Consider the following 26,473-nt stretch of genomic DNA (forward strand, 5'->3'; position numbering starts at 1 on the left):
GTTTCCGTTGCCTACTTCCCGGGATCAGCGGCCGTTCTGTGGCAGGTGGAGGCCTTGACCGCGTTCCTGGGGCGCCGGCGTGAACACCAACGTCGCGTTGTGGCCGCCGAAGCCGAACGCGTTCGCGAGGCCCGCCGTCAGGGGGCCGCGCCGGGCCTCCCCGGTGACGATGTCGAAGGGGATGTCCGGATCCTGGGCGTCGAGGTTGCGGGTGGGCGGGACGGCCTGGTCGCGGAGGGACAGGATGGTGGCGATCGCACCCAGCGCGCCCGCCGCGCCGAAGAGGTGGCCGGTCATCGACTTGGCGGCCGTCACGACCGGGTGGGTGCCGACGGCCTCGGCGAGCGAACGGGCCTCGGTCAGGTCGCCCTGCGGCGTGGACGTCGCGTGGGCCTGTACGAGTGCGATGTCGCGCGGGGACAGTCCGGCGTCGGCCAGCGCCCGCCGCATGGCCCGCACCTGCCCGTCCTGGTGCGGGGCGGTGATGTGGTGCGCGTCGGAGGTGACGCCGGCTCCGGCGAGCGTGGCGTGGGCGCGGGCCGCCCGGGCCGCCGCGAAGCCGGCGCGCTCCAGGACGATCACGGCCGCGCCCTCCCCGATGACGAACCCGTCGCGGTCGACGTCGAACGGACGGGACGCCCGCCCGGGCTCGTCGTTGCGCGTCGAGTGCGCCTTGGCCTGCGCGAACCCGGCCAGCGGCAGGGCGCACACGCAGGCCTCGGTGCCGCCCGCCACCACCACGTCGGCGCGGCCGAGCCGGATCAGGTCCAGGCCCTGGGCGATGGCCTCGGCGCCCGAGGCGCAGGCGCTGACCGGGGTGTGGGCGCCGCCCTTGGCGCCCAGCTCGATGCTGACCCAGGCGGCGGGCCCGTTGGCCATCAGCATGGGCACGGTGTGCGGGGAGACCCGCCGGACCCCGGAGGTCTCCAGGATGTCGTCCTGGCCGAGCAGGGTCAGGGCGCCGCCCGTGCCCGTCCCGATGACGACGGCCAGCCGTTCGGGATCGACCTCGGGCCGGCCCGCGTCGGCCCACGCCTCCCGCGCGGCGATCAGCGCTATCTGCTCACAGCGGTCCATCCGGCGGGCCTGCACCCGGTCCAGCACCCCGGCGGGCTCGACCTTCAGCCGGCCCGCGATCCGGACCGGCAGCGCCGCCGCCCACTCGTCCTCGATCGGCCCGATACCCGACTCGCCGGCCAGCATCGCCGACCAGGTGGACGCGATGTCGCCGCCCAGCGGTGTGGTGGCTCCGAGTCCGGTGACCAGGACGGTGTCGGTGTTCCCAGCGTTCACTGGTCGACCCCCTTTGTCGTGAGAGAACAGGCAGAATGAATCCCGCATCGCGAAAGCGTGGTTCGTTTTTGGCTCACGGGCCCACCCTGTCAAGGAGACTGAGGGATCGTGGATGCCGCCATCGATGCATTCCGGTGATGATCTTGTGTGGGATTTCCACAATGCCTGCCGACAAGGGGACGGCTTTTCCGGCGGAGGTTCGCCGCGGCGGCCGGCCGCCGCGGCGCGGTGCGCGCGCCGGGGGCGGGGGTGGGGGCCGGGCTCGGAGGCGTTCGGTGGGCCGGACCCCCGTACCGGTCCGCCGGGTTTCCTCCCGGGGGTGCTGGGCCGCGTGTCGGCGATGCGTTCGCGCGGGCGCGGACCGGGCTGATCAGACGGGATCGGCGCGGCCGGCCGGGTCGGTGGACGCGACCGGGGTGCCGGCGTGCGCGGCCCCGGCGCGCCACGCCCGGTCCATCCCCCGGAAGATCGCCGGGTACACCGCGAAGTACCGGAACGGCTTGATCGCTCTCATGTAAGCCGTACCGAAACGGCCGTTCGGCTTCACCAGCACGGCCATCTGGCCGCGGTACCCGCCCTTGCCGTCCGCGACCCAGCCGATGTGCCGCACCCCGTGCATGGTCCGGTTGGCGGTCTCGCACACCCACTCGTTCTCCGTCCGGTAGAGCGTGGGGAACGAGGTGCCGGGCCCTTCGGGTTCTTCCGCCCCCTCGCGCAGGTCGGCGGGGAGCCGGTCCCGGAGGGTCGGTACGCGGGAGTCGAGCCCGGTGCCGGGTCCGTCCCAGTTGAACAGCGCCCCGAGCTTCCACCGGACCGCGAAGAGGGCGCGGGCCACCGGGGAGGACGCGTATGCCGGCTCGCCGGTGGAGAGTTGGCGGACGAGGCGGTCGAAATCGTCGGGGCCGCCCGGAGTGGGGAGGGCCCACACGTCGTCGAGCCGGAAGTCACCGGCTATCTCGTGGATGCGCCAGGGCTGGGACGTGTGGGCGGAGTTGGGAAGTCGCATGAGACGCCTGCCTTCTATACGCTGCCGTATAGAAGGCAGGTTAGCCCTGGGTATACGGCGCCGTATAGATCCGGGGTGGGTAATCCGGGGTCATGTGAGGGGAGACACAGGATGGGTGCGACGCGTACGCCTCGCGAGCGGTGGATCGAGGAGGGGCTGCGCGCCCTCGCCGCCGGGGGACCGGACGCCGTGCGCGTCGAAGTCCTCGCTCAGGCGCTCGGAGTCAGCAAGGGCGGCTTCTACGGGTACTTCCGCAACCGGGACGCGTTGCTGAGCGAGATGCTCGACACGTGGGAACGCCATACGACCGGGGAAGTGATCGAGTCCGTCGAGGGCGGCGGCGGTGACGCCCGGGCCCGGCTGAAGCGGCTGTTCGCGATCACCTCGGCCCGTCAGGGCCCGGCGGAAGGCGTCGCCCTCGACCTCGCGGTCCGTGACTGGGCCCGACGCGACGAGAACGTCGCCCGCCTGCTGCGCCGCGTCGACAACCGGCGCATGGACTACCTGCGTTCCCTGTACGGAGCGATCTGTACCGACCCCGCCGAGGTCGAGGCCCGCAGCATGCTCACCTTCTCCCTGCGCATCGGCAACCACCTGATCGTCGCCGACGGGGACGGTCACGACCGCGCGGAGGTGATGGCCCTGGCGGCGAGGCTGCTGCTCAAGTGAGGGGGGTTAGGGCGGCGAGGGCGTTGAGGCGGGGCGACGCCGGCGGCATGTCGCGTCCGGGAAGGCCCGGTACGTCGTATGTCGACGTAGCCCTGCCGTCCGCGACACCCGCGGGACGGTGAGGGGGCCGGCCTCCGGTCAGCCCGTTTCGGCTGTTACGCGGAGACCGGACCCGATCGGTGCGAACCCGGCCGCCCGTCCCGACACGCGCCGCACGCGCGGCCGTCCGCACACCGTCCGGGCTGGGGAGACGACGCGGACGTACGTACCGAGCCAGGGCGGGCGGCACCGGCAGACCCGCCGAGGGAAATGCCACTTCGGCCCCCGGGCGGCGGCCGTCCTGCGACGGAACGTCCTCGCGGCGCATCCGGTGGAACATGTACCCGGTCGAGCGTGGAGTCGGGGCTGCCGGCCGCCTTGGCGGACGTTCGCTTCCGTACACAGCGAGTGCCGTGCCTGTTCCCTGCGCCGGTCGCGGTCCCGGTGGCGGATCCGGGCCGGAGTCAGAGCCCCAGGCCCGGAGCGACCGTGCTCACCTTGGTGAAGACGGACAGCGGATAGGTCGCGTCGCAGTACTTGTTGCCGGTCGAGACGATGCCGATGAGGACGCCGTCGGCGACCAGCGGGCCGCCCGAGTCGCCGGAGCAGATGCTGTCCGTACGGCCCTTCGCGGAGGTTCCGCAGACCTTGAGGGTGCTGTCCGTGGTGTTGGAGAACGGCTCGCAGGAGGCGAGCGGGGAGAGGGTCAGGGTGGCCTTCCGCAGTTTCCGGCCCTGGGTGTCCCGGTCCGTGTACCCCCAGCCGTAGACGGTGGCCGTGCGCCCGGTCGCGTAGAGGGCGGCGTCCTTCGCGGTCGCGACGCGCAGGGGCTTGTAGGGGAGCGGACGGTCGAGGGTGAGGACGGCCGCGTCGCGGAGGAGGTCGTGGGTGTACCCGGGGTGCAGTGCGGTGCGGGTGACGCGCCGCACCTGCCCGGCCGTCGAAAGCCGGTCGGTGCGTCCGCCGACGACGGTGAGCGACGTCGGCCGGGCGGCGTTGGCCACACAGTGCCCGGCCGTCAGCACCTTGTCCGGCGCCACGAGCGTGCCGCCGCACCAGGTGGCGTCAGGCCCCTCCACGGCGTCGGGATTCCTGATCAGTACGGCGAACGGCGCCTCCCCGGCCGTGGCCGACGTCCCGCCGCGCACGGCGGCGGCCGGCGGGGCCACGGCACCGGCGGCGCCGGCGAGAGCGGCACCGGCCAGGAGGGCGGCGGCGAGCCGACGGCGTGCGGGCCGACGGCGTACGGGCCCGGGCGCTGCGGCGATCCGGGGCGCCGCGGCCGGGGTGGTTGCGGGCGTGGGTGTGGTCTTGGGCATGGGATCCCCCGTGGTTTTCCGTTGGAACGTCGGAATGGAACATTGGGACAGCGGGACGTCGGCGCGTCGGCGCCTCGGCACGATGGAACGCCGGGACCGCATGGTGGCGGGACGGCGTGGTGGTGAGGCGGGGCCTCGCGGCGGGTCCGTCGTGCTCGTCCGGAAGCCGGCCTTCCCGCGCCGGCGGTCCGGCCGACCGGTCAGGCCGACCGGTGTGGCGGCCGGTCACCACCCTGCCCGCGTCCTCCGCCTCCGACCAGACCTCGGACGCCGACGCGGGAAGCCGGAACGCCCGCACCCTCTCTGACCTGCCCGGACGTCGGAAGCGGGAACGGCGGTCGGGAACGCCGCGCACAAGCGGTGGGACGGCGGCATGCCACCGGCACCGCGACACCCCGGGCCTCACCGGCCCCGCCCCCGGCCGGCGACCGCACTTGACCTTGACGCAACGTCAACTTCTACCGTCTCGATCCATGCAGATCATCGTTCACGACACCGCCACCACCATGCTCGACCTCCTCCGCCGCCCCCCGGCGGAACGCCCCGACGTCCTGCGGGACCTGTACGCGCCGCTGGCGGGCCCGATGTCCGTCATCGGGGACTTCGATCCCGTCCGGGCCCACCGCATGGGCAGCGGTTTCCCCTTCGACCACGACCACGACGACCCCCGGCTCCCGGCCGCCCTGCACCGGATGCGGGAGGAACGGGTGTGGGAGCGGGTGGCGGACTCCCTCGCCGCCGCGTGGGAGCGGATCGACGCCGCCGTGCCCGGCGTCGCGCACGCCGAGACCGTCCACGTCGTCATCGTCCTCGGCGACCCCGACGACCACCACCTCACCGTGCGCAGCTCCGGCTACTTCGGTCTCGGCGGCTTCCCGGGAGCCGTCCAACTGGTCGTGTGGCCGACCGACACCGCCCTGCGGAACATCGGTCACGCCGCCGCCCACGAGCTGCATCACAACGTGCGCTACGCCAACGTGCGCTGGAACCCGGCGACCGTGACCGTCGGCGAGCACGTCGTCGCGGAGGGGCTGGCCGAGGCGTTCGCCCGCGAACTGGCCGGCGAGGAGGGGCTGTGTCCGTGGACCCGGGAGCTGACCGGCGACCGCCTGGACAGCGCCTACGAGCGGATCACCGCGGACGTCGACCTGGCCGGCATGGGGAACGCGCTCGCCTACGTCCTCGGCGACGCCACCGCCCGGCTGATGGGCCGGCCGCCCGTCGGGCTGCCGGACTTCGCCGGCTACGCCGTCGGTCTGCGCATCGCCGAGGCGCACAAGGCGGCCACCGGCCTGACCGCCGCCGAGAGCGTGGCCCTGCCGGCCCGCGAGATCCTGCGCGGCGCGGGGGTGGCGACGGAGGCGTAGGCCCCGGGCGGGGGCGACTTGTGGGCGACGGCTCGCCCCCCGGCCGCCGCTGTGCCTCCCGCCGCCGCCTCCGCCCCCGCCGTCACCGCCGCCGCCCTCGCTCCCGTCACGGCCTTCGCCCCCGCCGCCCCCTCGCTCCCGTCACCGCCCTCGCTTCCGTCAGCGCTCCTGCTCCCGCTCCACCGGAAGCCACAACTCCGCCGTGCCTTCCGTCCGCGACGCCGACAGGCGGGTGCACATGATCTCCGGACCGGGCCGGCTCCGGTACGGGGTGGAGGGGAACCACTCGGTGAACACGTCCCGCCACAGGTTCTGGACGGCCGACGGCATCGGCCCGTCGGCCGTGAACACCGCCCAGGTGCCGGCCGGTACGCCGAGCACGGCCGTCCCCTCCGGGAGGTCCGCCGCTCGCGCTGTGCCGGGCGACATGAGCACACCGTGGTAGTAGTCCAGCTCGGTACCCTCGGCGCGGCTCGGGTCCAGGCCGTCGCAGACCGAGACGGTCCCCCGCGGCTCCTGGTCCGACAGCTCCTCCAGGCGTGTCAGGGCCGTCCGGTCGACGCCGCGGACGAAGCCGACGATGGACGGGTTGGGCCCGGCGTGCACCAGCGGCACCCGGGCCGTGAAGCCGACGACGGCGAAGTCGGGCCGGTCCACGATGCGGTAGCGCATGCTGCCGCTCCCTTCGACGGTGAGGCGGAAGGACAGCCGGGGCTGCGAGACGAGCGAGGCGCCGGTGCGCCGCGCCTCGCCGGGCCCGACGCCGTGCACGGCGCGGAACGCACGGGCGAACGCCTCCCCGGAGCCGTAGCCGTAGCGCACCGCGATCTCCAGCAGCGAATCCCGCCCGGCGAGCACCTCGGCCCCCGCGACGGTGAGCCGCCTGCGCCGGACGTACTCCGACAGCGGCATGCCCGCCAGTGCCGAGAACATCCGGCGCAGGTGGTACTCCGATGTCGCCGCGGTCCGTGCCAGCACGGCCACGTCCACCGTTCCGTCGAGGTGTTCCTCGACGTACGCGAGGGCCTGGTTCAGCCGTTGCAACACGCCCGGTTCCCTTTCTTGCCGAAATCGCCGCAATACTCGAAAGCGCTTGAATCGCCGATCTTGGCGACGATCACCACGCTAGACGGGACCGGTCCCACCGGACCCGGCACCCTGTGTCCGATCCGGTCGGGTGCGCGCGGCCCCCGGCCCCGGCGCTCCGGAAGCGGACGCCGACTCTCTCAGATCCTTCTCGAGCAGCGTGAACGACTTGGCCGCCGCACCGCCGGGCTGCGGCTTGCCCGCCTTGTGACCGACGACGCGGTAACCGGCGTCCAGGTAGTACGCGGTGAGGCGCGCGTTGCCGGCCAGGCAGTCCAGCCGGACCAGGTGCCGGCCCACCGCGGCCACCCGCCGCTCGGCGGCCCGCAACAGCAGCAGCCCTGTCCCGGGGGCGGCGGCCGACCGGTCCACCATCAGCCGGTGGACGTACCCGGCCTCCGGGGGCCGCGGCCCCCAGGCGTCCTCGTCCTCCCACCACAGTTCCCACGCCCCGACCGCCCGCCCGCCGGTCTCCGCGAGCCAGACCTCCCCGGACCCGACGATCCGCCGGAAGTGGTCCGCGCCCAGCTCGCCCGGCCGCCACTGTCCGGTGACCCCCCGGGCGATCATCCGGCGGGCCGCGTCGTCCCGGAGCCGGACGAGGGCGGCGAGGTCCGCGTCACTGCCGGTGGAACGGCGGAAGGAGGTCGTCTCGTACACGGCGGTGATCTTCGCACGGTGCGTGGACGCCCGTGAGAGGAGCCCACCGCCCACCGGCCCCACACGGCCCAGGGCGAACGCCCGCCCCCGAATTCCCCGCCCCGGCCCCCCGGCTCCGGCCCCCCGGGCCCCGCCTCCGCCCCCCGGCAGCGAAGCGGGGCCGAGCAGCGTGTGCTCGGCCCCCGGACCCACCTCGTCCTCGACGTTCCCGGCCCGGCCGGTCAGCCCGCCTGTCGGGCCTGGGCCAGGACGGTCTCGACCTTCTTCATGATCGCCTGGTTGCGGGTCTTCTCCTCGTCGAGCCGCTTGCGCTGCTCGCCGATCAGTTTGTCCTGCATCCCGCTCTCGACCGCGAACCACTGCTGCGGCAGCCCCATGGCACCGGCGCACCGGGCCTCCGCCACGGCCTGTTCCCTCGACCGCTGAACGCCCGGCCGCTCCGCGGGAACGCCCTGCTTTTGGGCACACGCGTCGCGCTTCGCCTTCAGGGCGATGACGGCCGGGTCCTTCCGCGAGGCGGAGAACGTCTTCCCGGCGATGGTGTCGGCGGTCTCCGCGCGCAGATCACCGCCGAGCCTGGTGATGGCTTGGGTCCCGCATCCGCCCTTGGGCGTGCGCTTGCCCCGCAATGTGCCGGTGAACGGCTTGCCGTCCTTTCCGGTCGTCCGCAGCAGCAGCATCTGCTCTTTCGACAGTCGGAGCGGTTTCTCCGACCCCGCGAACCGCTCGGGGCCGTTGAGCCTGGCCGTCTCGACGTCGACGTTGCCGTAGCGCTGCTCGATGTTCGCGTCGTTCGCGCTGGTCTTCGCCAGCGTCGAGTCCACCGGATTCTGCTCCGGCTCATAAACAACGCCGAAGTCCGCCATGCACTGGATAATCAACAATTCCTCGGCCTGCCGCGCCTTCGCCGCGTCGACCGAGCCGATCAGGTACTTCTCGATGGGCAGTTCCTTTCCTTTGAGCGGGCCGGAGCGCGGGGACTGCGGCGCGGCGCCCTGAACCGTCCGGGTCGCGAATTCCTTCACCTGCGCACGGGCGGCGTGCTGCACGCTGATGATCTGCTGTCTGTCCTGGTCGGCGGCGGGCGCCGCGGCGTCGTTGCCGGAGGCGGAGGCCGCGGCGAACGCCCCCGCTCCCGCGAGGACGACCGCGGCGCTCGCGCCTACGGCCAGGCGTGTACGTGAGAGCTTCATCCGTCAGCCTCTCTGGCTGGAGCCGTTGTTGTTCTTCAGGTCCGAGATGAGGTTGTAGCCGCGGCGCGGGTTGATCGTCTGCCGCTGCCCTTCGTAACCGCTGTTGTAATAGATCGTGTGGGGCACCGTGTCCTGGTTCACGGCGGACGCGGCGTTGTTCTTCAGCGCGTCGCCGGCGCCGGCCCCGTTGGGAAGGCACTTGGCCCACGCCACGTCCCCGCCGCTGACACGGTCGAAGACGATGAGCGGCCCGCCGTTGTAGCCCTGGTTGCGGAACTGGTAACGCACCGGGACCGTGCCGTTGTTCTCGTACCGCCCCCAGTGGTCGGGAACGCCGCGGTTGGTCAGAAAGCACGCGGAATCGATGACTTGGCTGCCCGGTACGCTGCTGTAGAAGATGCCGAAGCACGACCCGTTGCCCGAATTGCACAGGTCCCACTCGTAGGCCGTCCCCGCGGACGCGCTGCCGCCGGTGGCCATGACCGCCCCCGACGCCAGGGCGAACGCCGCTACGGCTGCGGCCGTTCTGCCTTTCCACCTGGAATTGCGCATGGTTCTCCTCAGGCATGTCTGTTGATCGATGACTTGGGTGCCGGACAGGCGGGCCCGCGGCAACGCGGCCGCCTCTCGCCTCCGGCGTCCGCCGGACCACCGGAAAGCGCCACCCGTACGCGACAACTCGCCCTCCGCCACGGGAAGAAGCGCCACGGGACAAGCGTGGGCCTCCCCGACTTCCCCCGGCCGAGGCCTTCGACGATCTGCTTTCCACCCCTCCCCTCGGGACGGCCCTACGGCCGCGACCGCCTTCGCCCGTCAGCTCCGGCCTCACCGTTCGTGTGGTTGCGGCCGCGGCCCGTTCAGTAAAGCCTTGGCCTGCCGGTTGGACCAGACCAGTCGGGGAAGGGATGAGCAGACCAGATGCCGAGGCACCTGCACGTCACGATCGACCGCTCCGCCGCGGAACCCCTGCATGAACAACTGCGCACCCGCATCCGGCAGATGATCAGCAGCGGCCTGCTGCGGGCCGGCACCACCCTGCCGTCGAGCCGCCGTCTGGCGGCCGACCTCCGGCTCTCCCGCAGTGTCGTGGTGGAGGTGTACCAGCAGCTCGCCGCCGAGGGCTATCTCCACACGGTCGACCGGTCCGGCACCCGTGTCGCGGACCGGGGTGTCAGCCGGCCCGGCCCTACGGCTACGGCCCCGGTACCCGGCAGGGCGGCCGTGCCGGGCCCGGCGAACGCGCCCGTGCGCTGGGACCTGCGCACGGGACCGGCCGACGTCACGGGCTTCCCCCGGCGCGAGTGGCTCGCCTGTGTGCAGCACGCCCTGCACACCGCGGGCCCCGAACACCTGGGGTGCCCGCCCCCGGAGGGGGTGGCCGAGGCGAGGGAGGAACTCGCGGCCTACCTCGGCCGGGTCCGCGCCGTACGCGCCACGGCCCATCAGGTCGTGATGACGGCCGGGTTCTCCCACGGCCTGTCCCTGATCTGCGCCCTGCTGCTCGCGGAAGGCCACCGCAGCATCGCAGTGGAAGACCCGGGGCACCCCGGGCACCGGCGGTTCGTCGAGAGCGCCGGCCTGCGAGCCGTACCGGTGCCCGTGGACGACCAGGGCATCGTCGTCGAGGCGCTCGCGCGGAGCGGGACGAGGGCGGTCCTGGTCACGCCCGCCCACCAGTTCCCCACCGGCGTGGTCCTGACCGACGACCGCAGGAACGCCCTGCTCGCGTGGGCGCGGGCGGGCGACGGGATCGTGGTGGAGGACGACGTCGACAGCGAGTTCTGGTTCGACTCCGGCGCGCGCCCCCTCTCCCTGCAGGAGGCGGCGCCCGAACACGTCGTCTACGGGAGCTCCGCCGGCAAGCTGCTGGCCCCCTCCCTCCGCCTCGGCTGGCTCACGGTTCCCTCGCGTCTCGTCACACCCCTCAGCCGGATCAGGGCCCGGCTGGACTTCGGCGCGTCCGGCATCGACCAGCTCGCCTTCGCCGAGTTCATCCGCAGCGGACGGCTCGACCGACACCTCCGTCGCACGCGCAAACGCCACCAGGAACGCCGGCAGGCGCTGACCGACGCGCTCGGCCGGCACCTCCCCGACGCCACGGTCCTCGGCGCGGAAGCCGGCCGGCACAGCCTCGTCTCCCTGCCCCGGCACCTCGACGAACAGACCGTGACGTCGGCCGCCCGGCAGTCGGGCGTCCTGATCCGCGGACTCGGCGACTTCACCGCCCGCCCACCGGCCCCCTTCGGCCCGTGCCTCGTCGTCGGATACGCCGCGCAGACGCCCCACAGCCTCGCCGCGGCGGTCCACGCCCTCGCCCGGGCGGCGTCCGAGGGGTGAGCGCGTGGTCTGCGCGGCGCCATGTGCCGAACTCCGCGAGCGACCCCTCGCGGCCCGCCCGAGACGCCGATTCCGGCTGAAGGAGTGCCACTCGTGATCCTCCCGAAGATCCGGGACCCCCGCTTCGTGACGATCCGCCGCGGCGGGACCCTCACCGACTCGGATCATCACCTCCTCGCCCTGTGGGCGGCATTGTGCGCCGAGCACGTCCTCGACTGCTTCGAGGCGGCCCGGCCCGACGACCCGCGACCGCGTCAGGCGATCCGGCATGCCCGCGCCTGGGCGCGCGGTGCGGTGACGATGACGCGGGCCCGGTCGGCCGGTGGCCATGCGATGGGCGCGGCCCGGGACCTGCGCGGCGCGGCGCGGCATGCCGCGTACGCCGCCGGGCAGGCCGCCGTGGTCGCGCACGTCGCCGCGCACGAGCTGGGTGCGGCCGCCTATGCGATCAAGGCCGTACGCGCTGCCGCGCCGGAAGGGCAGGGCGCGGTGGCGGGGCGCCTTGAGTGCCGGTGGCAGCGTGACCGGCTTCCGGAGACGATCCGCGAGCTCGTGCTCGACGACCAGCGGTTGCGGAACGACATCTGCTGGTCGGTGTTCGACTGCTGAGCGGGAGCCGGACGCCGGTCCGCGCCCGGGACCGGCTCAAGGAGGCGCACACCTCTATTGCATAAATCCTCACTCGTTCGTATAGTCATGCCATCACTGAGGAGGAACCCCGATGGCAATACGAGCGGCAGTGGCCGGAGCGAGTGGATATGCGGGCGGCGAAGTGCTGCGTCTGCTGCTCGGGCACCCCCGTGTCGAGATCGGGGCGGTGACCGGCAACAGCAGTACCGGGCGGGCGCTGGGGGAGGTGCAGGCGCATCTGCCGGCGCTGGCCGGGCGGGTCGTCCAGGAGACGTCCGCCGAGGTGCTCGCGGGGCATGACGTCGTCTTTCTCGCGTTGCCGCACGGGCAGTCGGCGGCCATCGCCGAGGAGCTGGGGCCGGAGGTCCTGGTGGTCGACTGTGGTGCGGATTTCCGGTTGCGGGACGCGGGGGAGTGGGTGCGGTTCTACGGGTCGCCGCATGCGGGGACGTGGCCGTACGGGCTGCCGGAGCTGCCCGGTGGGCGGGAGCGGCTGCGCGGAACGAAGCGGGTGGCGGTGCCGGGGTGTTATCCGACGGCGGTGTCGTTGGCGTTGTGGCCTGCTTTCGGGGCGGGGCTGGTGGAGCCGGAGGCCGTCGTTGTCGCGGCGTCGGGGACGTCGGGCGCCGGGAAGGCCGTCAAGCCGCATCTGCTCGGCAGTGAAGTCATGGGGTCGATGAGTCCGTACGGGGTCGGGGGCGGGCATCGGCATACGCCGGAGATCGCGCAGAATCTGGCCGCCGTCGCGGGTGGGCCGGTGAGTGTGTCGTTCACGCCGACCCTCGCGCCCATGCCCCGCGGCATCCTCGCCACGTGCAGCGCGAAGGCGCGCCCTGGCGTCACCGCCGAGGCCGTCCGCGCGGCGTACGAGAAGGCGTACGCGGACGAGCCGTTCGTCCGCCTGCTGCCCGAGGGGTGCTGGCCGGCCACGGGAGCGGTGACCGGGTCCAACTCCGCGCAGATCCAGGTCGTCCTGGACGAGTCCGCTCACCGCGTGATCGCGGTCAGCGCGATCGACAACCTGACGAAGGGCACTGCCGGTGGTGCGGTGCAGAGCATGAACATCGCCCTCGGGCTGGCCGAGGAGCTGGGACTTTCCACGACAGGGGTGGCTCCGTGAGTGTGACGGCGGCGAAGGGCTTCACGGCGGCCGGTGTGGCCGCCGGGATCAAGGACAGTGGTGCGCCGGACGTGGCGCTGGTGGTCAACCAGGGGCCGGGGCGGGCCGCGGCGGGGGTGTTCACCTCCAACCGGGTCAAGGCGGCTCCCGTGCTGTGGTCGCAGCAGGTGCTGAAGTCCGGGGAGGTGACGGCCGTCGTCCTCAACTCCGGCGGTGCCAACGCCTGCACCGGCCCGGAAGGCTTCCAGGACACCCACGCGACGGCCGAGAAGGCCGCGGACGCGCTCGGCTGCGGCGCCGGCGAGGTCGCGGTGGCCTCCACCGGCCTCATCGGCGTCCGGCTGCCCATGGACAAGCTGCTCCCCGGCGTCGAGAAGGCCGTGGCGAGCCTGTCGGCGCACGGCGGCGAGAAGGCCGCCATCGCGATCAAGACCACGGATACCGTGCACAAGACGGCCGTCGCGGAGCGCGACGGCTGGGTGGTCGGCGGCATGGCCAAGGGCGCGGGAATGCTCGCGCCGGGCCTGGCCACCATGCTCGTCGTCCTCACCACCGACGCCGACGTCGACGCCCCCGGGCTGGACGAGGCCCTGCGCGCCGCCGTCCGCACCACCTTCGACCGGGTCGACTCCGACGGCTGCATGTCGACCAACGACACCGTCCTGCTCCTGTCCTCCGCCGCCTCCGGGATCAGCCCCGACGCCGCCGCGTTCACCGATGCCGTCCGCGAAGTGTGCGACGACCTCGCCCGGCAGCTCATCGGCGACGCGGAAGGCGCCAGCAAGGACATCCGCATCGAGGTGATCAACGCCGCGTCCGAGGAGGACGCGGTCGAGGTCGGGCGGTCCATCGCCCGCAACAACCTCCTCAAGTGCGCGATCCATGGCGAAGACCCCAACTGGGGCCGGGTGCTGTCCGCGATCGGCACCACCTCCGCCGCCTTCGACCCGGACAAGCTGAACGTCGCGATCAACGACGTGTGGGTCTGCCGCGACGGCTCCGTCGGCGACGACCGCGACCTCGTCGACATGCGCTACCGCGAAGTCCGCATCACCGCGGACCTGGCCGAGGGCGGCGAATCCGCCGTCATCTGGGCCAACGACCTCACCGCCGACTACGTCCACGAGAACAGCGCCTACTCCTCATGAGCGATACGACCACCAGCGGCAGCACCCGCAAACACACCGCCCTCCCCAAGGCCCGCATCCTCGTCGAGGCGCTGCCCTGGCTGACGCGGCACCACGGCAAGACCGTCGTCATCAAATTCGGCGGGAACGCCATGGTGGACGACGAGTTGAAGGCCGCGTTCGCCCAGGACGTCGTCTTCCTCCGGCACGCCGGACTCCGCCCGGTCGTCGTGCACGGCGGCGGGCCGCAGATCAGCGCGCAGCTCGACCGGTTCGGCATCGCGTCCGAGTTCAAGGCCGGGCTGCGGGTGACCACACCCGAGGCGATGGACGTCGTCCGGATGGTGCTCGCCGGTCAGGTGCAACGCGAACTCGTCGGCCTGCTCAACCGGCACGGCCCGCTCGCCGTCGGCCTCACCGGCGAGGACGCCCACACCATGACCGCCACCCGGCACTACGCCCGGATCGACGGCGAGCGCGTGGACCTCGGCCGCGTCGGCGAGATCACCGCCATCGACACCGGCGCCGTCCAGGCCCTGCTCGACAACGGCCGGATCCCCGTCGTCTCCTCGATCGCCCGCAGCGCTGAGGACGGGCACGTCTACAACGTCAACGCCGACACCGCCGCCGCCGCGCTCGCCGCCGCCCTCGGCGCCGAGACGCTGATGGTCCTCACCGACGTCGAGGGGCTGTACGCGGACTGGCCGCACAGCGACGACGTCATCAGCCGCCTCACCGCGACCGAACTCGAAGCGCTGCTCCCGGACTTGTCGAGCGGCATGGTGCCCAAGATGGAGGGCTGCCTGTACGCCGTCCGCAACGGGGTCGCCAACGCCCGTGTCATCGACGGGCGGGTGCAGCACTCGATCCTGCTGGAGATCTTCACGGACGAGGGCATCGGCACGATGGTCGTCCCGGACGCTCCGGCGGCGGCCCACCGGCCCGCCGATCCCGCCCAGCCCGCCGCCGCCACCGGGCCGGCGGCCCCCGCCCAGCCCACCGACCCCACCGACCCCGCCGAGCCGGCGCAGACCGGGGGTACTTCCTCATGACCGACGAGCTCAAGGCCGACGCGACCGGGACGGCCAACGCCGCCCTCACCCGGCGCTGGCGGAACGCCCTGATGGACAACTACGGCACCCCCCGCATCCCGCTCGTGCGCGGCGAGGGCAGCACGGTCTGGGACGCCGACGGCAAGGCGTACCTCGACTTCGTCGGCGGCATCGCCGTCAACGCCCTCGGCCACGCCCACCCCGCCGTCGTCCGCGCGGTCTCCGAGCAGATCGCCATCCTCGGCCACGTCTCCAACCTCTTCACCGCCGAGCCCACCGTCCGCCTCGCCGAGCGGCTCCTGGAGCTGGCCGGGCGCCCCGGGCGCGTCTACTTCTCCAACTCGGGCGCGGAGGCCGTCGAGGCCGCGTTCAAGATCGGGCGGCGGACGGGCCGCCGGCACATGGTCGCCGCGCAGGGCGGTTTCCACGGCCGGACGATGGGCGCCCTCGCCCTCACCGGCCAGCCGGCCAAACAGGAACCGTTCCTGCCGCTCCCCGGCGACGTCACCCACGTCCCGTACGGCGACACCGACGCCCTCCGCGCCGCCGTCACCCGCGACACCGCCCTTGTCGTCCTCGAACCGGTTCAGGGTGAGAACGGCGTCGTCGTCCCGCCGCCCGGCTACCTCGCGGCGGCCCGGGACATCACCCGCGCCACCGGCACGCTGCTCGTCCTGGACGAGATCCAGACAGGTATCGGCCGCACGGGCCACTGGTTCGAGTGCCTCGCCCAGGGCGTCGAGCCCGATGTCGTCACCCTCGCCAAGGGCCTCGGCGGCGGCCTTCCCATCGGTGCCACCCTCGCCTTCGGCGAGGCGGCGGGCCTGCTGACTCCCGGTCAGCACGGTTCGACGTTCGGCGGCAACCCCGTCGCGTGCGCCGCCGCCCTCGCCGTGCTCGACACCCTGGCCGCCGAGGACGTCCCCGCGCGCGCCCGGCGGACCGGGGCCGCGCTCCGTGACGGGATCGCCGCGCTCGGCCACCCGCTCGTCGACCACGTCCGTGGCGCGGGCCTGCTGCTGGGTATTGTCCTTTCCAAGCCCCTCGCACCGGACGTGCAGCGGGCAGCTCAGGAAGCCGGTCTCCTGGTGAACGCGGTCGCGCCCGACGTGGTGCGGCTGGCTCCTCCGCTGATCATCACGGAAGATGAGGTGGAGACGTTCCTCCGGGTGCTCCCCGGCGTCCTCGACGCTGCCGCCGCCACCGCCGCTGCCGCCGCCGAGGCAGGGGCGCCGCAGCAGCCCTGACGGGGGGCTCAGGAGAACCATGATCCGGAGACTGACGAGACGATGACCGAGGCGCAGGAGACCGAGCCGGCCCAGGGCGGACAGGCCGTGCCGCAGACCCGCACCGCACGCCACCGCCGGATCGTGGACATCCTCGGCCGGCAGGCCGTCCGTTCCCAGAGCCAGCTCGCCCGGCTGCTCGCGGACGACGGCCTGTCCGTCACCCAGGCCACCCTCTCCCGCGACCTCGACGAGCTGGGTGCCGTCAAGATCCGCAACACCGGCGGCGAGCTCATCTACGCCGTCCCGGGCGAGGGCGGCGACCGCACGCCCCGCGCCCCCCTCGGCGAGTCCGCCACCGAGGCCCGCATGGGCCGCCTCGCCGCCGAGCTCCTGATCTCCGCCGAGGCCTCCGCCAACCTCGTCGTCCTCCGCACCCCGCCGGGCGCCGCCCAGTTCTTCGCCTCCGCGATCGACCAGGCGGGCGTCCACGAGATCATCGGCACCATCGCGGGCGACGACACGGTCCTGCTCATCAGCCGCGACCCGGTGGGCGGCCAGGCGCTGGCCGACCACCTGCTGCGGCTGGCGCAGAAGGAGCGCTGAGGACGAGCGGGAGGCGGCGTCCCGGCGGGCGGCGCTCAGAGCGCCCGTTCCGCCGCCCAGAGGGGAAGGCGCTCGAAGAAGCCGACGGCCTCCGGCCGCCACCGCGCACGCCAGCCCGCGGCCTCGGCGGACGCCGTCTCGGCGAGCCGGCGCAGGTCGGCGCGGACGCGGTCGTCGACGCCGTGGCGGCGGGCGATGTCCCGGACGCGGCCGACGGTCGCGTCCGAGCAGTCCGGGTCGCCCAGGGCCCGCTCGACCACCGCCCGTTCCGCGGCGGTGGCCGCCTCCAGCGTCGCGTGCAGGACGTAACTGCGGCGCCCCGCGCGAAGGTCGGCGCCGGACGGTTTGCCGACGGTCTCCTCGACCCCGAAGAGGTCCAGGTAGTCGTCGCGCAGTTGTCCCAGGACGCCGACCGGGGCCGCGTACCGGCGCAGCCGCTCGTCGTGTGCCGGGAGGTCCTCGCCCGCGAGCAGCAGGCCCATCCGCAGGGGCGCGAGGACCGAGTACCGCGTGCTCTTGTAGTCGGTGACGGTGTCCAGGAGGCCCGTGACGTCCGGCGCGCCGGGGCCGGGGTGGGGGAGGAGGTGGAGGAAATCCCGTTCCAGATCCATCACCTGGCCGACGACCGTGTCCGCCGCCGCGCGCGTCTGCACGTCCAGCAGCGCCTGCCGCAACTCCGCCGGAACCGGTGCGTCCAGCAGCACCCGGACGGACAGGAAGGCGGCGAGGTCCCCCGCGAGCAGCGTCAGCCCGAGGGCCGTCCGCTCGTGCTCCGGGAAGTCGCGTCGGTAGGCGTAGTACGTCGACGGCCCGCCGCGGCGCGTCGGCGCGTCGTCGATGATGTCGTCGTGGACGAGACCGTGCGTCTGGAGCAGCTCGATGCTCAACGCCGCCTCCGTGAGCCCCGGAACGTCGCCGTCCGGGCAGGCCAGCCGCGCCGCCTCGTGCAGCAGCGCCACCCGCAGCCGCTTGCCGCCGCGCAAGGAGAGGTCACGCAGGAGTCCGAGGGCGCGAGGGGTGAACCGGCTCACCGGCGGAGCACCGACATCCGCCGCCAGTGCGTCGAAGTACGCCGCGAAACGGGCGTCGAACCGCCGCTGGTGCGCGGCGAGACGGGCCGGGGCCGCGGCGGTGAGCTTGTCGTCCATGAGGGTCATTCTCCCTGGTCAGGGGAGCGGGGGCGGCGGCCGGGGGTGTTGTCGGCGCCCGGGGAGGTGCTGCCCGCCGGGGTGCGTTCCTTTGAATTCACATTCATATGGCACGTAATGTGCCGGGTGTGGGAGGTGCTTCCTGCCGGACGTCACGCGCGCGGACGTCACGCGATGCGGTGCGCCGCCCGCCCCCCGCACCGCCCGGCGCGGGAAGCGCCGGCGACGAAAGCAGCACCGTGACAGCGACCTCACCCCCCGCGGCCGTGCCCGTCCCGTCCGGCCTGTCCGCCGGCCGGGGCAGCCTGTCGCGCGTGGCCGGGTGGATGACACCGGTCCTCGCGTTCTGCCTCGGCGTCTGGGGGAACACGGACCCCTCCGCGTGGACGGACGAGATCGTCACCATCGACGTGGCGCGGCGCTCCTGGCCGCAACTGACGGAGCTGCTGGGACGGGTCGACGCGGTGCACGGCCTGCACTACGTGCTGATGTACCTGGTCGGGCAGGCGAACGGCGGCCTCAACGAGTTCACCGCGCGGGTGCCCTCCGCGATGGCGGTGGCCGTCGCGGCGGCCGGCCTCGTCCGACTGGGACGGCTGCTCGGCGGCCCGCGTCTCGGGCTGTACGCCGGACTCCTCCTCGCCGTGCTGCCGACCGCCTCGCGCTACGCGCAGGAGGCCCGCTCGTTCGCCTTCGTCATGGCGGTCGCGGTGTGGGCCACGTGCGCGTTGGCGAAGGCCCTGTCCGCCGGCCCCGGACCGGGCGGGAAGACGGTCCGGTGGCCGGCCGGGTACGCCGTCCTGCTCGCCCTGCTCGGCTGGTTCAACCTGATGGGGCTGCTCCTGGTGGCCGCCCACGCGGTCACCGTGGCCCTCCGCCGCCCGGGCCGCCGCGTCGTCGTCCGCCTGCTGTCGGCCCAGGCCGCGGGCGTCGCCGCCGTCGTCCCGCTGCTGGTTCTCGCCGCGACGCAGAGTTCCGCCGTGGGGGAGGCCGCACCGGTCACCGCCGGAACCCCGTTCGGCTACTTCACCTGGCTCCTCACCCCCGGCCAGGACACCCTCCCCACCCCGCTCAAACTCCTGCTCACCCTCACCGCCCTCGCCGCCCTCACCCTCCTCGCGGTACGCCGACGCGACGCCCCGCCCCTCGCCCTCGCGGTGGGGGTGCCCTGGCTGGTCGTCCCCCCGCTGCTCCTGGCGGTCGCCTCGCTCGACCACCCGCTCTTCGCCTACCGCTACCTGCTCTTCTGCCTGCCGGCCCTCGCCCTGCTGCTCGCGACGGCCGCCACCGTCGTCCCCCTGCGGCTGCGCCTGCTGATGGTGCTCCTGGTGGCCGTCCCCCTCGCCTCGTCCCACCAGGCCGTACGCCGGGAGGACAGCCGGCAGTGGGACACCCGCGCCCTGATCAGAACCCTGCGCGTACACGACGCTCCCGGCGACACCGTGCTCTTCAGCGGCGCCCGGTGCGGTCTGATCGCCACCGCGTACAAAGAGGCGTTCATACACCGCCCCGACTTGGGCCAGGCCCGGACGGCCGCCGGACTCGGCGCCCTGGACCACCTGCCCGCCGAACCGGCCCTCCTGCGGGAGCGCCTGAACCACACCCACCGCGTCTGGCACGTCACCTGCAACCACCTCTCCGACGGCGCCCGCCGGACCGCCGCCCGGACGGCAGCGGTCCAGGAGGAGACCCTCACCCGTGCCGGCTTCTCCCCGGCCTACCACCACAGCGCGCGGGGGATCGACATCACCCTCGTACAACGCTCCGGGGCGGGGGAGGCAGCCGGCGGGGCCGCCCGTTGAGGTAAGCGGGCGGTTCCGGCGGAGGAGGGACGGTGCCGAAGAGGAGGACGGGCGGTCGATCCCACCCCTCTCCGAAGCGGCCGGGATGTCCGCTCTACGGGAATCTGCCGACGTCTGCGGAATCGCGCACAATTCATCCGTTTTCGCGGAACCGGCGCCCGCCGTCAGGAAAACCTCAATCCGGGAAACCCGTCATTGCGCGCATGGATCACCGCTGGTAGCGTCGCCCGCGAAAAGATCAAGATATTTCCTTGTTTATCGGAGGGTCGACCCCGTGAGCGTACGCGACAAAGGAATATCCGCCGCGATGACTTTCGCCATGACCGGCGCCTTGTGCGGCCTCGGCGTGCAGGCCGCGCAGGCCGCTTCCCCGAACGGCGAAGGGAACACGATATCCGCGTCCGCGCCGAAGGCGGCGGACATGGGCGTCGCCACCGCCGGCGCCGACGAGATCTGCGCGGTCCTGGGCATCGGCAGCGGCGCCGCCGGTCTTTCCAAGGCCCTGGCCAAGGGAGCCTCGTGGGTGGGCATCGGGGCCAGCATCGGGTGTTACGCGTACACCAAGGCCAAAAACGCCACCCCCGCCGCGAAGCGCGCGGCCATGATGAAGTCCTACAACAGCTACCAGGCCAAGAGCGACCTCGGAAAACTTGAGGCACTCGGCTATTACTGCCGGAAGAAGGGCGGCGGCGGCGGTGGCGGCGGCACTGATTTCGCGCCCCTCGCCGCTGCCGGAAAGCACACCATCGTCATGCCGATCGGATACCGGGACATCAAAATGAAGGGCGTCACGTACACGTGCGGCAACACCCGGGACTGACCGGCCGCCGCGCCCGGGGGCCCGGGGAGCGGCTTCTGCTCTCCCTGGCCCTGGTCGCGGTGAGCCTTCTGTGGATGACACGGCCCCTCGCCGCCTGGGCATCGGCCGCATGCTGGGCCGGCACGGTGGTCGGCGGACTGGGAACGCTCTGGTTCGGCTGGCGCTACCTCACCTCCCGCGGAGCCGCGCGCTAACCGAACCGCACGCTTTCCCCCCTGTACCTTCCCCACTGCTCGCCCGTCCGCTTCGGCAGCGGCTGCGCCACGCCGGAGCAGCCGTAGGTGTCGAACACCACGGCATCGGTGTCGGTCTGGTTGTCGGCGCCGAAGGCGGGCGAGTCGAAGTCGTAACACACACCATTGGCGGGATTGGTGATCGCCCCGTGAGTGCCGTCGATGCGGTCGTAGACGAACGTGCCTGTCGCCGCCTGGGCGCTGAAGGCCGGCCCGACGGCCATGAGGAGCGCGGCACCGGCGGTCAGTACAGTGCGGGCCACGGGCTTGAGCTTCATCAGAGCGGTGTCCTTCCCCTCGGGAGGCGCCCGGACGGGACCCTCTGATCGCCAAGGTCCCGTGAATCCGGCCACCCGAGCAGGCCCTTCGCGGGCTTTCGCTCGAACGAAGGACCACGAACACTCGCACCGGACAACAGGCGTCACGCGACTCGTCGGACGCACCCTGAGAGCGGCCGGGGCCGCCCGCTTACGTCCGCCGGGGCAGGGCCCGTCGGCCGGCGGTCAGCCGCCGAGACCACCGGCTCTGAGGGTGGTGAGGAACGCCGCCCAGGCGGCGGGTTCGGCGGTGAGCAGCGGGGTGGGTTCGTCCGTCCGCTTGCTGTCGCGTATGTGTATGAGGTCGTCGGGGGATCCGGCGACCTCTACGCACTCGTTGGTTCCCCCCTGGCTGTAGGAGCTCTTGCGCCAGATCACGAGTAGTTCTCCTCAAGAACCTTGCGGATAAAGGCCTTCGACGCATCAGTATCCATGGCGTCCGATTGCAACTGGTCGTAGATACTGGCGAACAGCGAGACCTCTTGGGGGTCTGTGACGAAGACGCCTCCGGCGTTGACCCCCTCCTTGTACACCACGGTCTTTCCGTCGGCGAATGTCCACAGTGTCGCCAGCCCGATCCCCGTGAGAACCATACGGTTGCGCGCGAACGGCAGCACTTGCACCCGGACGCGAGGGCGCTCGCACTCCTTGAGGAGGTGGTGGAGTTGTTCGCGCATGACGTCCGGCGGACAGACTGCGCGGTAGACGGCCGACTCATCCATGACGCACCGCAACCAGGGGTTGTTGGGTCCGTCCAGGACGGTTTGACGCGCGATGCGCAGGTCGACCTTCTCGTTCAGGTCTCCGCCGAAGAAGGGGATTCCCGCTGCCAGGAGCGCTGTGGCGTACTCACGAGTCTGCAACAGACCGGGGATGATGTAGGCGTAGTGCTGAATCTTGGTGGCCCGCGCCTCGGCATCGACGAACTCCTCGGCCCACTTTTGGTACGGGCTTCGGTTCAGGAACGGACGCACCTCCACCAGGAGACCTCCCGCGCCCAGGACCCTGTCCAGCAGCTCGGTGATGTCCATCGGCGGCGCGTCCTCCGCCCGCTCGAACTGCGCGATGCGGCTGCCGGAAAGCCGCACCGCCTCCCCGAGCTGAGTCTGAGTCCAGCCGAGCGCTTCCCGTAGGTGGCGGATCTTCGCGCCGAACCATTCGTTCAGGTTGGTGGGTTCGATCCGCTTGGGTGCGGGCACAGTTGTTCGCCCCTCCGTTGAAGCCGGGCATCCCTGCAACGGGAGCGGCCTTCCTACAGCAGTTACTCCTGGTCACGGTACCGCTGCGCGGAGATGCTGGGTATCGAATCGCAAGATCCCGCGAGAGGAACACCAGCATGGACAAGCCACCCGCCCCGCAGCACCAGCGGACGCCCGCCGTGGGCGAGTTGGTGGTGGACGCGCGGCGTGAGCGCGTAGGGGAGGTCACCGGCACCGGTGAGGGAAGGGTGCGGTTGCGGCCGCCGACGGGAGGGGACGCGTGGGAGGCGCTGCCCTGTGACGTGCGGCCGGCGACGGACCAGGACGCGTGGCGGGTGTACCGGCCGTCGCGGTGTGTGGAGTGCCGGGAGATCAAGCAGCGGCGCAGCCTCGCGTTGGCGTCGGGTGATCTCAAGACGGCGGTGGAGCTGACCGAGGCGATGGGGGTGCACCTCCGGGTGGCACACGCGTGACCGCATCGCACGACACCCCACCCCACCCCACCGCACCGTGCCGCACCGTGCCGCGGGGCCCGGGCGTGAGAGCGGGTTCCGGGCGGGGCGGCATGCCCCGGGTATGAAAAACGCATACCCGGGGCATGCCGGTATTCACCCCTCGACTCATGCCCGGCGCACTGCCGGAAAGCCCCCTGGCCTGCGACTGTCGTCGCAGTCACCGGGGGAGCCCCGGACGGCGTTCGTACAGCGGATGTGAGGGATCCCCATGAGTGGTGTTGCCGTTGCCGTGAGACCTCGTACGAAGGCGACGCCCACCGGCGGGGGAGCCCGGGAGCGGACGCGGGAGGAGGTGCTCGCGGAGCTGTGCGGTGTCGCGCTGGGGACGCTGGGGCGCAGCGACCAGCGGCGGCACGGGGAGGCGTATCTGCGAGGGTTGTTGGGGGCGCGGGGGCGCAAGTCGATCCGTAACATCGCGGGGCTGGCCGGGGGGACGGCGCCGGAGCAGAGCCTGCACCACTTCGTCTCCAGTTCGCCGTGGGACTGGCGGCCGATGCGGCGGGCGTTGGCGCACCACCTCGTCCGGGCGCTCGCGCCGCAGGCGTGGGTGGTGCGACCGATGGTGATACCGAAGGCCGGGGAGAACTCGGTGGGGGTGGAGCGGCGGTTCTTCCCGGAGGCGGGGCAGGTGCTCAACGCCCAGCAGGCGGTGGGCGTGTGGGCGGCGTCGGCGTACCGCAGCGCCCCGGTCAACTGGCGGTTGCTGCTGTCGGACGCGTGGCTGGGGGATCCGGTGCGACGCGGGCAGGCGGCGATCCCGGACGCGGTGCGGCCGGAGACGCCGGGGGAGTGCGCGGTGGAGGCGTACGCCGGGATGATGCGGGACTGGGGACTACCGGTGAGACCGCTGGTGCTGGACGCCCGGGAGCCGGACACGCTGGCGGCGCTCCACCGGCTGCGCGCGTGCGGGGTGCCCGTGCTGGCGCGGGTGAGCGGTTCGCTGCGGCTGGTGGTGTCGGACGCGCCGTCGTCGGGACGGGAGACGTGGCTGATGACGGCGGCGCGGGCGATGGCCGGGGCGCGGGAGCTGCGCAGGCCGGTGATGTGGCGGCACGGCCCGGACTCGGACGCGTTCGGCACGTCGCTGACGGCCGGGGTACGGGTGGGGCTGCCGGTGCCGGGGGCGGGCGGAGGCGGGAGACGCCTGCGCGAGATGCTGCTGATCGGCATGGGGGAGAACGCGGACCGCTGGCCGGGGGAACTGTGGCTCACGGACCTGGTGAACGTGGCACCGGCCGCACTGGTCCGGCTGAGCGGGCTGCTGCGCCGGGTGGACCACGACTTCGCCGCGATCGCCGACGGTGTGGGCATCCGGGACTTCACCGGGCGGTCGTTCGGCGGCTGGCACCGGCACACGACCCTCGCGTCCGTCGCCCACGCCGTCGCGCTGCTGACTCCGTCGGCTGACGAGCCCATGTGCGGGGGCGGCGCCGGGACGGTCCTGCCGCCGGGGGGCGTGGGCACGCGGCGGTGCCGCATGTGAGACCTCCCCGCCGGGGGAACGACCGAGTGGCTGTCACCTGCCGCGCGACCCATCGCGCACCGCGCACGCCGAGGCGCGTCAGGAGGCCGGGGAGAAGAGGACGATGCGGATCGGCGCCGGGCACCGGGTGCTGCACCTGTGGTCGCTGAGCGAGGACGTGGTGGTCGAACACCGGGCGGACGGTGCGGTGGTGGTCCGGGGCCGCTGGGGGGCGGAGCGGGTCGACCGGCCGGTGCCCGCCGTGCGCGAGGCGCTGCGGCGGATGGAACTGGGGCCGGTGCTGCTGGCCAACGTCGAGACGGGGAGACGGGCCGAGGCGGGGAGACGGACCGAGACTGGGAGGCGGACCGAGACGGGGAGACGGGCCGGTGGCGGCCCCGGCGCGACGCGCGAACGCCGGGACGGCGAGAGGTGGGACGGCGAGGGGTGGGACGGCGAAGGGCCGGACCAGGGCCGGCCGGTCATGATGCGGGTGATGGGCCGGCTGTCGCACCTGATCGTGCGGACGCTCGGGGTGGACGACCTCAAGGGCCCCTTGCTCTCGGTCTCCCCGGTGGCCCGGAACGCCTCGTTCGCACCGGTGCCGCTGCCGGAGGAGACCCCCGTACGACTGCCGGCCGACGCCGTGCTGACGCCCTGGCGTTCGGGGCTCATGCTGGAACGGGCCGACGCCCGGTACCGCGTGGTGCTGCACCGGCCGGAGGCGGTGTGGGTGCTGGGCATGCTGGCCTGGCCCGTCACACCCCAAGCGGCCTGCGCCGACCTGCCGTTGCCGGGGGAGCTGACCCGGGAGGTCCTGGCCTACCTGGCCGCGGCGGGGATGCTCGCCCCGGCGAAGGAGCGGCGCCGGGTGAGGACGGTGGGGCCTGCGGCGTAGGGCGGGCCGGGTGAGGGCGGTGGGACCTGCGGCACAGGGCGGGCCGGGGGTGCGGCGCCCGTGCCAGGGGCCGGGCGGACGCTCAAGGCGGTTGCCCCGGGCGGGCGTTGCAAACGGCTTGGTTCCCCCTCTGACCGGATCTCACTTTTCCGGTTCCGCGTACCGAAGTGCCCGTTTTGGTAGCGGCCGGGGCACCTGTTCCCGCAGACTCAAGTGGTTCAAGTGTTCAGGAAAACGACAGGTGTGAAGGAGTTCCTCTCTTGACCACTCATTTCCGACGCGCCACCGGCCTGCGGGCGATACCGGCGCTGTTAGCGGCCCTGTGCGGGCTCATCGGCGCCACGGTCCTCGGCGCGAACCCGGCGGCGGCGGCCGACCAGCGGCAGGCCGTCTATGCCATCGCCCACCGCGTGGACACCGTGGAGGGTGTGGACGCCGCGCTCAACCACGGCGCCAACGCCATCGAGATCGACGTCTGCGCCTGGTGGAACCCCAACGAATGGCGCGCCTACCACGACTGCTCCTCGGCCGGTGAGAACCGGCGGGGACCCAGCTTCGACAGCATGATCGACCGCATCCTCTCCAACGCCAACTCGGGACGCCGCCTGGCGCTGGTCTGGCTGGACATCAAGGACCCGAACTACTGCGGCGAGGCCCCGAACCGGACGTGCAGCGTCGCCGGGCTGCGCGACAAGGCGCAGCGGCTGACGGCCGCCGGAATCCAGGTGCTCTACGGCTTCTACGAGTACCACGGCGGCAACGACCCGGACGTCGGCGGCAGGGGCTGGAAGAGCCTGGAGGGCAAGCTCGGCAGGCTGGAGGGCATCACGACGACCGGCTCCCGCGACACGGTGCTCAACGCCTTCAACCGCTCCGGCGCCGGGTTCCCGGCCGGCCGGCGGGTGATGGACTACGGCGACACCGACCTCCCCAACGGCTTCGGCAACTGCACCGAGCCGAGCTGGAACACCTGCGCGGAACTGAAGAAGGCCGCCGCCGACCGCGCCGCCGGCCGGCTCGCGGCCACGCTGTCCTGGACGGCCACCTACAACGACCCGTGGTACGTCGACAAGCTGCTGGGCGACGCGCGGGTGGACGGCATCATCGCGGGCTACGGCAAGTACACCGGCGAGCGCGAATACGACAACGGCTGGCAGTGTGCCAACGCCATCAACCTCATCCGTGACTGGGTGAACCGGCACAGCGGCACGCACCGCATGGCCACCAGCGCCGACCGTCTGTTCAAGTAGCGGTCACGGTGGCGGGCGTCCGGCGACGGCGGCAGTGCCCTCGGCGTACGGCCGCCCGTCGGCCCGATGGGGCGGTCCGGCGGCAGCGGTCCGGCGGCA

General features: G+C 72.8%; 25 protein-coding genes and 1 pseudogene. 15 read left to right on the forward strand and 11 right to left on the reverse strand.

Annotated features, from left to right (window positions below):
- Positions 1-24: 24 nt before the first annotated feature.
- Both ACZ6X9_RS17380 and ACZ6X9_RS17385 read right to left on the reverse strand, forming a co-directional pair.
- Positions 25-1,293: a beta-ketoacyl-[acyl-carrier-protein] synthase family protein gene (locus tag ACZ6X9_RS17380; protein ID WP_469778851.1), complete on the reverse strand. Its 1,269-nt coding sequence runs from the start codon at positions 1,291-1,293 to the stop codon at positions 25-27.
- Positions 1,294-1,663: 370 nt separating this feature from the next.
- Positions 1,664-2,299, reverse strand: coding sequence for a DUF2867 domain-containing protein (locus ACZ6X9_RS17385; protein ID WP_469778852.1), 636 nt, complete (start codon positions 2,297-2,299; stop codon positions 1,664-1,666).
- Between the two features lie 111 nt (positions 2,300-2,410).
- Here ACZ6X9_RS17385 and ACZ6X9_RS17390 point away from each other — a divergent pair, with 111 nt between their 5' ends.
- A complete protein-coding gene (locus tag ACZ6X9_RS17390) occupies positions 2,411-2,968 on the forward strand; it encodes a TetR/AcrR family transcriptional regulator (protein WP_469778853.1) in 558 nt (185 codons plus the stop codon).
- 503 nt (positions 2,969-3,471) lie between these two features.
- Here ACZ6X9_RS17390 and ACZ6X9_RS17395 read toward each other — a convergent pair.
- The gene (locus ACZ6X9_RS17395) at positions 3,472-4,326 is read right to left on the reverse strand and encodes a S1 family peptidase (protein WP_469778854.1); all 855 of its coding nucleotides are present in this window, start codon (positions 4,324-4,326) and stop codon (positions 3,472-3,474) included.
- A gap of 473 nt (positions 4,327-4,799) precedes the next feature.
- On the opposite strand from ACZ6X9_RS17395, the gene ACZ6X9_RS17400 reads away from it, so the two are divergent.
- Positions 4,800-5,693 (forward strand): DUF2268 domain-containing putative Zn-dependent protease, encoded by an 894-nt coding sequence (locus ACZ6X9_RS17400; RefSeq protein ID WP_469778855.1) that lies wholly within the window; start codon positions 4,800-4,802, stop codon positions 5,691-5,693.
- A gap of 159 nt (positions 5,694-5,852) precedes the next feature.
- Here the strand turns inward: ACZ6X9_RS17400 and ACZ6X9_RS17405 are convergent, their stop codons facing one another.
- The 4 genes from ACZ6X9_RS17405 to ACZ6X9_RS17420 form a co-directional block, all read right to left on the reverse strand.
- A complete protein-coding gene (locus ACZ6X9_RS17405; protein ID WP_469778856.1) occupies positions 5,853-6,740 on the reverse strand; it encodes an AraC family transcriptional regulator in 888 nt (295 codons plus the stop codon).
- A gap of 78 nt (positions 6,741-6,818) precedes the next feature.
- The gene (locus ACZ6X9_RS17410; protein WP_469778857.1) at positions 6,819-7,439 is read right to left on the reverse strand and encodes a GNAT family N-acetyltransferase; all 621 of its coding nucleotides are present in this window, start codon (positions 7,437-7,439) and stop codon (positions 6,819-6,821) included.
- A 221-nt stretch (positions 7,440-7,660) separates the two neighbouring features.
- Positions 7,661-8,632 (reverse strand): hypothetical protein, encoded by a 972-nt coding sequence (locus ACZ6X9_RS17415; protein WP_469778858.1) that lies wholly within the window; start codon positions 8,630-8,632, stop codon positions 7,661-7,663.
- A gap of 3 nt (positions 8,633-8,635) precedes the next feature.
- Positions 8,636-9,184, reverse strand: a complete 549-nt coding sequence (locus tag ACZ6X9_RS17420; RefSeq protein ID WP_469778859.1) for a hypothetical protein — start codon at positions 9,182-9,184, stop codon at positions 8,636-8,638.
- A gap of 366 nt (positions 9,185-9,550) precedes the next feature.
- Here ACZ6X9_RS17420 and pdxR point away from each other — a divergent pair, with 366 nt between their 5' ends.
- From pdxR to ACZ6X9_RS17455, 7 genes and pseudogenes are all read left to right on the forward strand, one after another.
- On the forward strand, positions 9,551-10,969 hold the full coding sequence (pdxR, locus tag ACZ6X9_RS17425; protein ID WP_469778860.1) for a MocR-like pyridoxine biosynthesis transcription factor PdxR: 1,419 nt from the start codon (positions 9,551-9,553) through the stop codon (positions 10,967-10,969).
- Between the two features lie 93 nt (positions 10,970-11,062).
- The gene (locus ACZ6X9_RS17430; RefSeq protein ID WP_469778861.1) at positions 11,063-11,578 is read left to right on the forward strand and encodes a putative immunity protein; all 516 of its coding nucleotides are present in this window, start codon (positions 11,063-11,065) and stop codon (positions 11,576-11,578) included.
- Positions 11,579-11,690: 112 nt separating this feature from the next.
- Complete coding sequence (argC, locus tag ACZ6X9_RS17435) at positions 11,691-12,719, forward strand: N-acetyl-gamma-glutamyl-phosphate reductase (RefSeq protein ID WP_469778862.1); 1,029 nt, start codon at positions 11,691-11,693, stop codon at positions 12,717-12,719.
- The gene (argJ, locus tag ACZ6X9_RS17440; protein ID WP_469778863.1) at positions 12,716-13,867 is read left to right on the forward strand and encodes a bifunctional glutamate N-acetyltransferase/amino-acid acetyltransferase ArgJ; all 1,152 of its coding nucleotides are present in this window, start codon (positions 12,716-12,718) and stop codon (positions 13,865-13,867) included. Before argC ends, argJ begins: the two co-directional genes overlap by 4 nt.
- Positions 13,864-14,805 (forward strand): annotated as a pseudogene (gene argB, locus ACZ6X9_RS17445) (acetylglutamate kinase); the annotation flags it as partial. The gene argJ and the pseudogene argB, both read left to right, overlap by 4 nt.
- Before the next feature lie 89 nt (positions 14,806-14,894).
- Positions 14,895-16,145 carry an acetylornithine transaminase gene (locus ACZ6X9_RS17450; protein WP_469778864.1) on the forward strand — a complete coding sequence of 417 codons (1,251 nt, stop codon included), beginning with the start codon at positions 14,895-14,897 and terminating at the stop codon, positions 16,143-16,145.
- Positions 16,146-16,187: 42 nt separating this feature from the next.
- Positions 16,188-16,730: an arginine repressor gene (locus ACZ6X9_RS17455; protein ID WP_469778865.1), complete on the forward strand. Its 543-nt coding sequence runs from the start codon at positions 16,188-16,190 to the stop codon at positions 16,728-16,730.
- A gap of 35 nt (positions 16,731-16,765) precedes the next feature.
- Here ACZ6X9_RS17455 and ACZ6X9_RS17460 read toward each other — a convergent pair whose 3' ends face one another.
- Positions 16,766-17,878 (reverse strand): polyprenyl synthetase family protein, encoded by a 1,113-nt coding sequence (locus ACZ6X9_RS17460; RefSeq protein WP_469778866.1) that lies wholly within the window; start codon positions 17,876-17,878, stop codon positions 16,766-16,768.
- A 314-nt stretch (positions 17,879-18,192) separates the two neighbouring features.
- On the opposite strand from ACZ6X9_RS17460, the gene ACZ6X9_RS17465 reads away from it, so the two are divergent.
- Together ACZ6X9_RS17465 and ACZ6X9_RS17470 are read left to right on the forward strand one after the other, a co-directional pair.
- Positions 18,193-19,680: a glycosyltransferase family 39 protein gene (locus ACZ6X9_RS17465; protein WP_469778867.1), complete on the forward strand. Its 1,488-nt coding sequence runs from the start codon at positions 18,193-18,195 to the stop codon at positions 19,678-19,680.
- A gap of 274 nt (positions 19,681-19,954) precedes the next feature.
- The gene (locus ACZ6X9_RS17470) at positions 19,955-20,500 is read left to right on the forward strand and encodes a hypothetical protein (protein WP_469778868.1); all 546 of its coding nucleotides are present in this window, start codon (positions 19,955-19,957) and stop codon (positions 20,498-20,500) included.
- Between the two features lie 190 nt (positions 20,501-20,690).
- On the opposite strand, the gene ACZ6X9_RS17475 is transcribed toward ACZ6X9_RS17470, so the two are convergent.
- From ACZ6X9_RS17475 to ACZ6X9_RS17485, 3 genes are all read right to left on the reverse strand, one after another.
- Entirely contained in the window at positions 20,691-21,011 is a 321-nt protein-coding gene (locus tag ACZ6X9_RS17475) for a hypothetical protein (RefSeq protein ID WP_469778869.1), read from the reverse strand.
- 225 nt (positions 21,012-21,236) lie between these two features.
- Complete coding sequence (locus tag ACZ6X9_RS17480) at positions 21,237-21,428, reverse strand: DUF397 domain-containing protein (protein WP_469778870.1); 192 nt, start codon at positions 21,426-21,428, stop codon at positions 21,237-21,239.
- Positions 21,425-22,249, reverse strand: a complete 825-nt coding sequence (locus ACZ6X9_RS17485; RefSeq protein ID WP_469778871.1) for a helix-turn-helix domain-containing protein — start codon at positions 22,247-22,249, stop codon at positions 21,425-21,427. The genes ACZ6X9_RS17480 and ACZ6X9_RS17485 overlap by 4 nt, the downstream gene beginning before the upstream one ends.
- A 137-nt stretch (positions 22,250-22,386) precedes the next feature.
- Between ACZ6X9_RS17485 and ACZ6X9_RS17490 the strand changes: the two genes are divergently transcribed.
- The 4 genes from ACZ6X9_RS17490 to ACZ6X9_RS17505 all read left to right on the forward strand — a co-directional run bounded on the left by ACZ6X9_RS17490 (position 22,387) and on the right by ACZ6X9_RS17505 (position 26,374).
- Complete coding sequence (locus ACZ6X9_RS17490) at positions 22,387-22,722, forward strand: hypothetical protein (RefSeq protein WP_469778872.1); 336 nt, start codon at positions 22,387-22,389, stop codon at positions 22,720-22,722.
- 250 nt (positions 22,723-22,972) lie between these two features.
- Positions 22,973-24,247, forward strand: coding sequence for an IS701 family transposase (locus ACZ6X9_RS17495; protein ID WP_469778873.1), 1,275 nt, complete (start codon positions 22,973-22,975; stop codon positions 24,245-24,247).
- A gap of 103 nt (positions 24,248-24,350) precedes the next feature.
- Positions 24,351-25,124, forward strand: coding sequence for an NADH oxidase (locus ACZ6X9_RS17500; protein WP_469778874.1), 774 nt, complete (start codon positions 24,351-24,353; stop codon positions 25,122-25,124).
- A 260-nt stretch (positions 25,125-25,384) separates the two neighbouring features.
- A complete protein-coding gene (locus ACZ6X9_RS17505) occupies positions 25,385-26,374 on the forward strand; it encodes a PI-PLC domain-containing protein (protein WP_469778875.1) in 990 nt (329 codons plus the stop codon).
- The last annotated feature ends 99 nt before the right edge of the window (positions 26,375-26,473 follow it).

The sequence above is a fragment of the Streptomyces sp. NPDC052910 genome (assembly GCF_055585605.1).

Coding starts and splice junctions, on each gene's coding strand:
- ACZ6X9_RS17455 (WP_469778865.1), top strand. CDS start 16,188: ATGACCGAGGCGCAGGAGACCGAGCCGGCCCAGGGCGGACAGGCCGTG.
- ACZ6X9_RS17385 (WP_469778852.1), bottom strand. CDS start 2,299: ATGCGACTTCCCAACTCCGCCCACACGTCCCAGCCCTGGCGCATCCAC.
- ACZ6X9_RS17500 (WP_469778874.1), top strand. CDS start 24,351: ATGCGGATCGGCGCCGGGCACCGGGTGCTGCACCTGTGGTCGCTGAGC.
- ACZ6X9_RS17400 (WP_469778855.1), top strand. CDS start 4,800: ATGCAGATCATCGTTCACGACACCGCCACCACCATGCTCGACCTCCTC.
- ACZ6X9_RS17490 (WP_469778872.1), top strand. CDS start 22,387: ATGGACAAGCCACCCGCCCCGCAGCACCAGCGGACGCCCGCCGTGGGC.
- argC (WP_469778862.1), top strand. CDS start 11,691: ATGGCAATACGAGCGGCAGTGGCCGGAGCGAGTGGATATGCGGGCGGC.
- ACZ6X9_RS17420 (WP_469778859.1), bottom strand. CDS start 9,184: ATGCGCAATTCCAGGTGGAAAGGCAGAACGGCCGCAGCCGTAGCGGCG.
- ACZ6X9_RS17450 (WP_469778864.1), top strand. CDS start 14,895: ATGACCGACGAGCTCAAGGCCGACGCGACCGGGACGGCCAACGCCGCC.
- pdxR (WP_469778860.1), top strand. CDS start 9,551: ATGCCGAGGCACCTGCACGTCACGATCGACCGCTCCGCCGCGGAACCC.
- ACZ6X9_RS17415 (WP_469778858.1), bottom strand. CDS start 8,632: ATGAAGCTCTCACGTACACGCCTGGCCGTAGGCGCGAGCGCCGCGGTC.
- ACZ6X9_RS17475 (WP_469778869.1), bottom strand. CDS start 21,011: ATGAAGCTCAAGCCCGTGGCCCGCACTGTACTGACCGCCGGTGCCGCG.
- ACZ6X9_RS17495 (WP_469778873.1), top strand. CDS start 22,973: ATGAGTGGTGTTGCCGTTGCCGTGAGACCTCGTACGAAGGCGACGCCC.
- ACZ6X9_RS17395 (WP_469778854.1), bottom strand. CDS start 4,326: ATGCCCAAGACCACACCCACGCCCGCAACCACCCCGGCCGCGGCGCCC.
- ACZ6X9_RS17390 (WP_469778853.1), top strand. CDS start 2,411: ATGGGTGCGACGCGTACGCCTCGCGAGCGGTGGATCGAGGAGGGGCTG.
- ACZ6X9_RS17460 (WP_469778866.1), bottom strand. CDS start 17,878: ATGGACGACAAGCTCACCGCCGCGGCCCCGGCCCGTCTCGCCGCGCAC.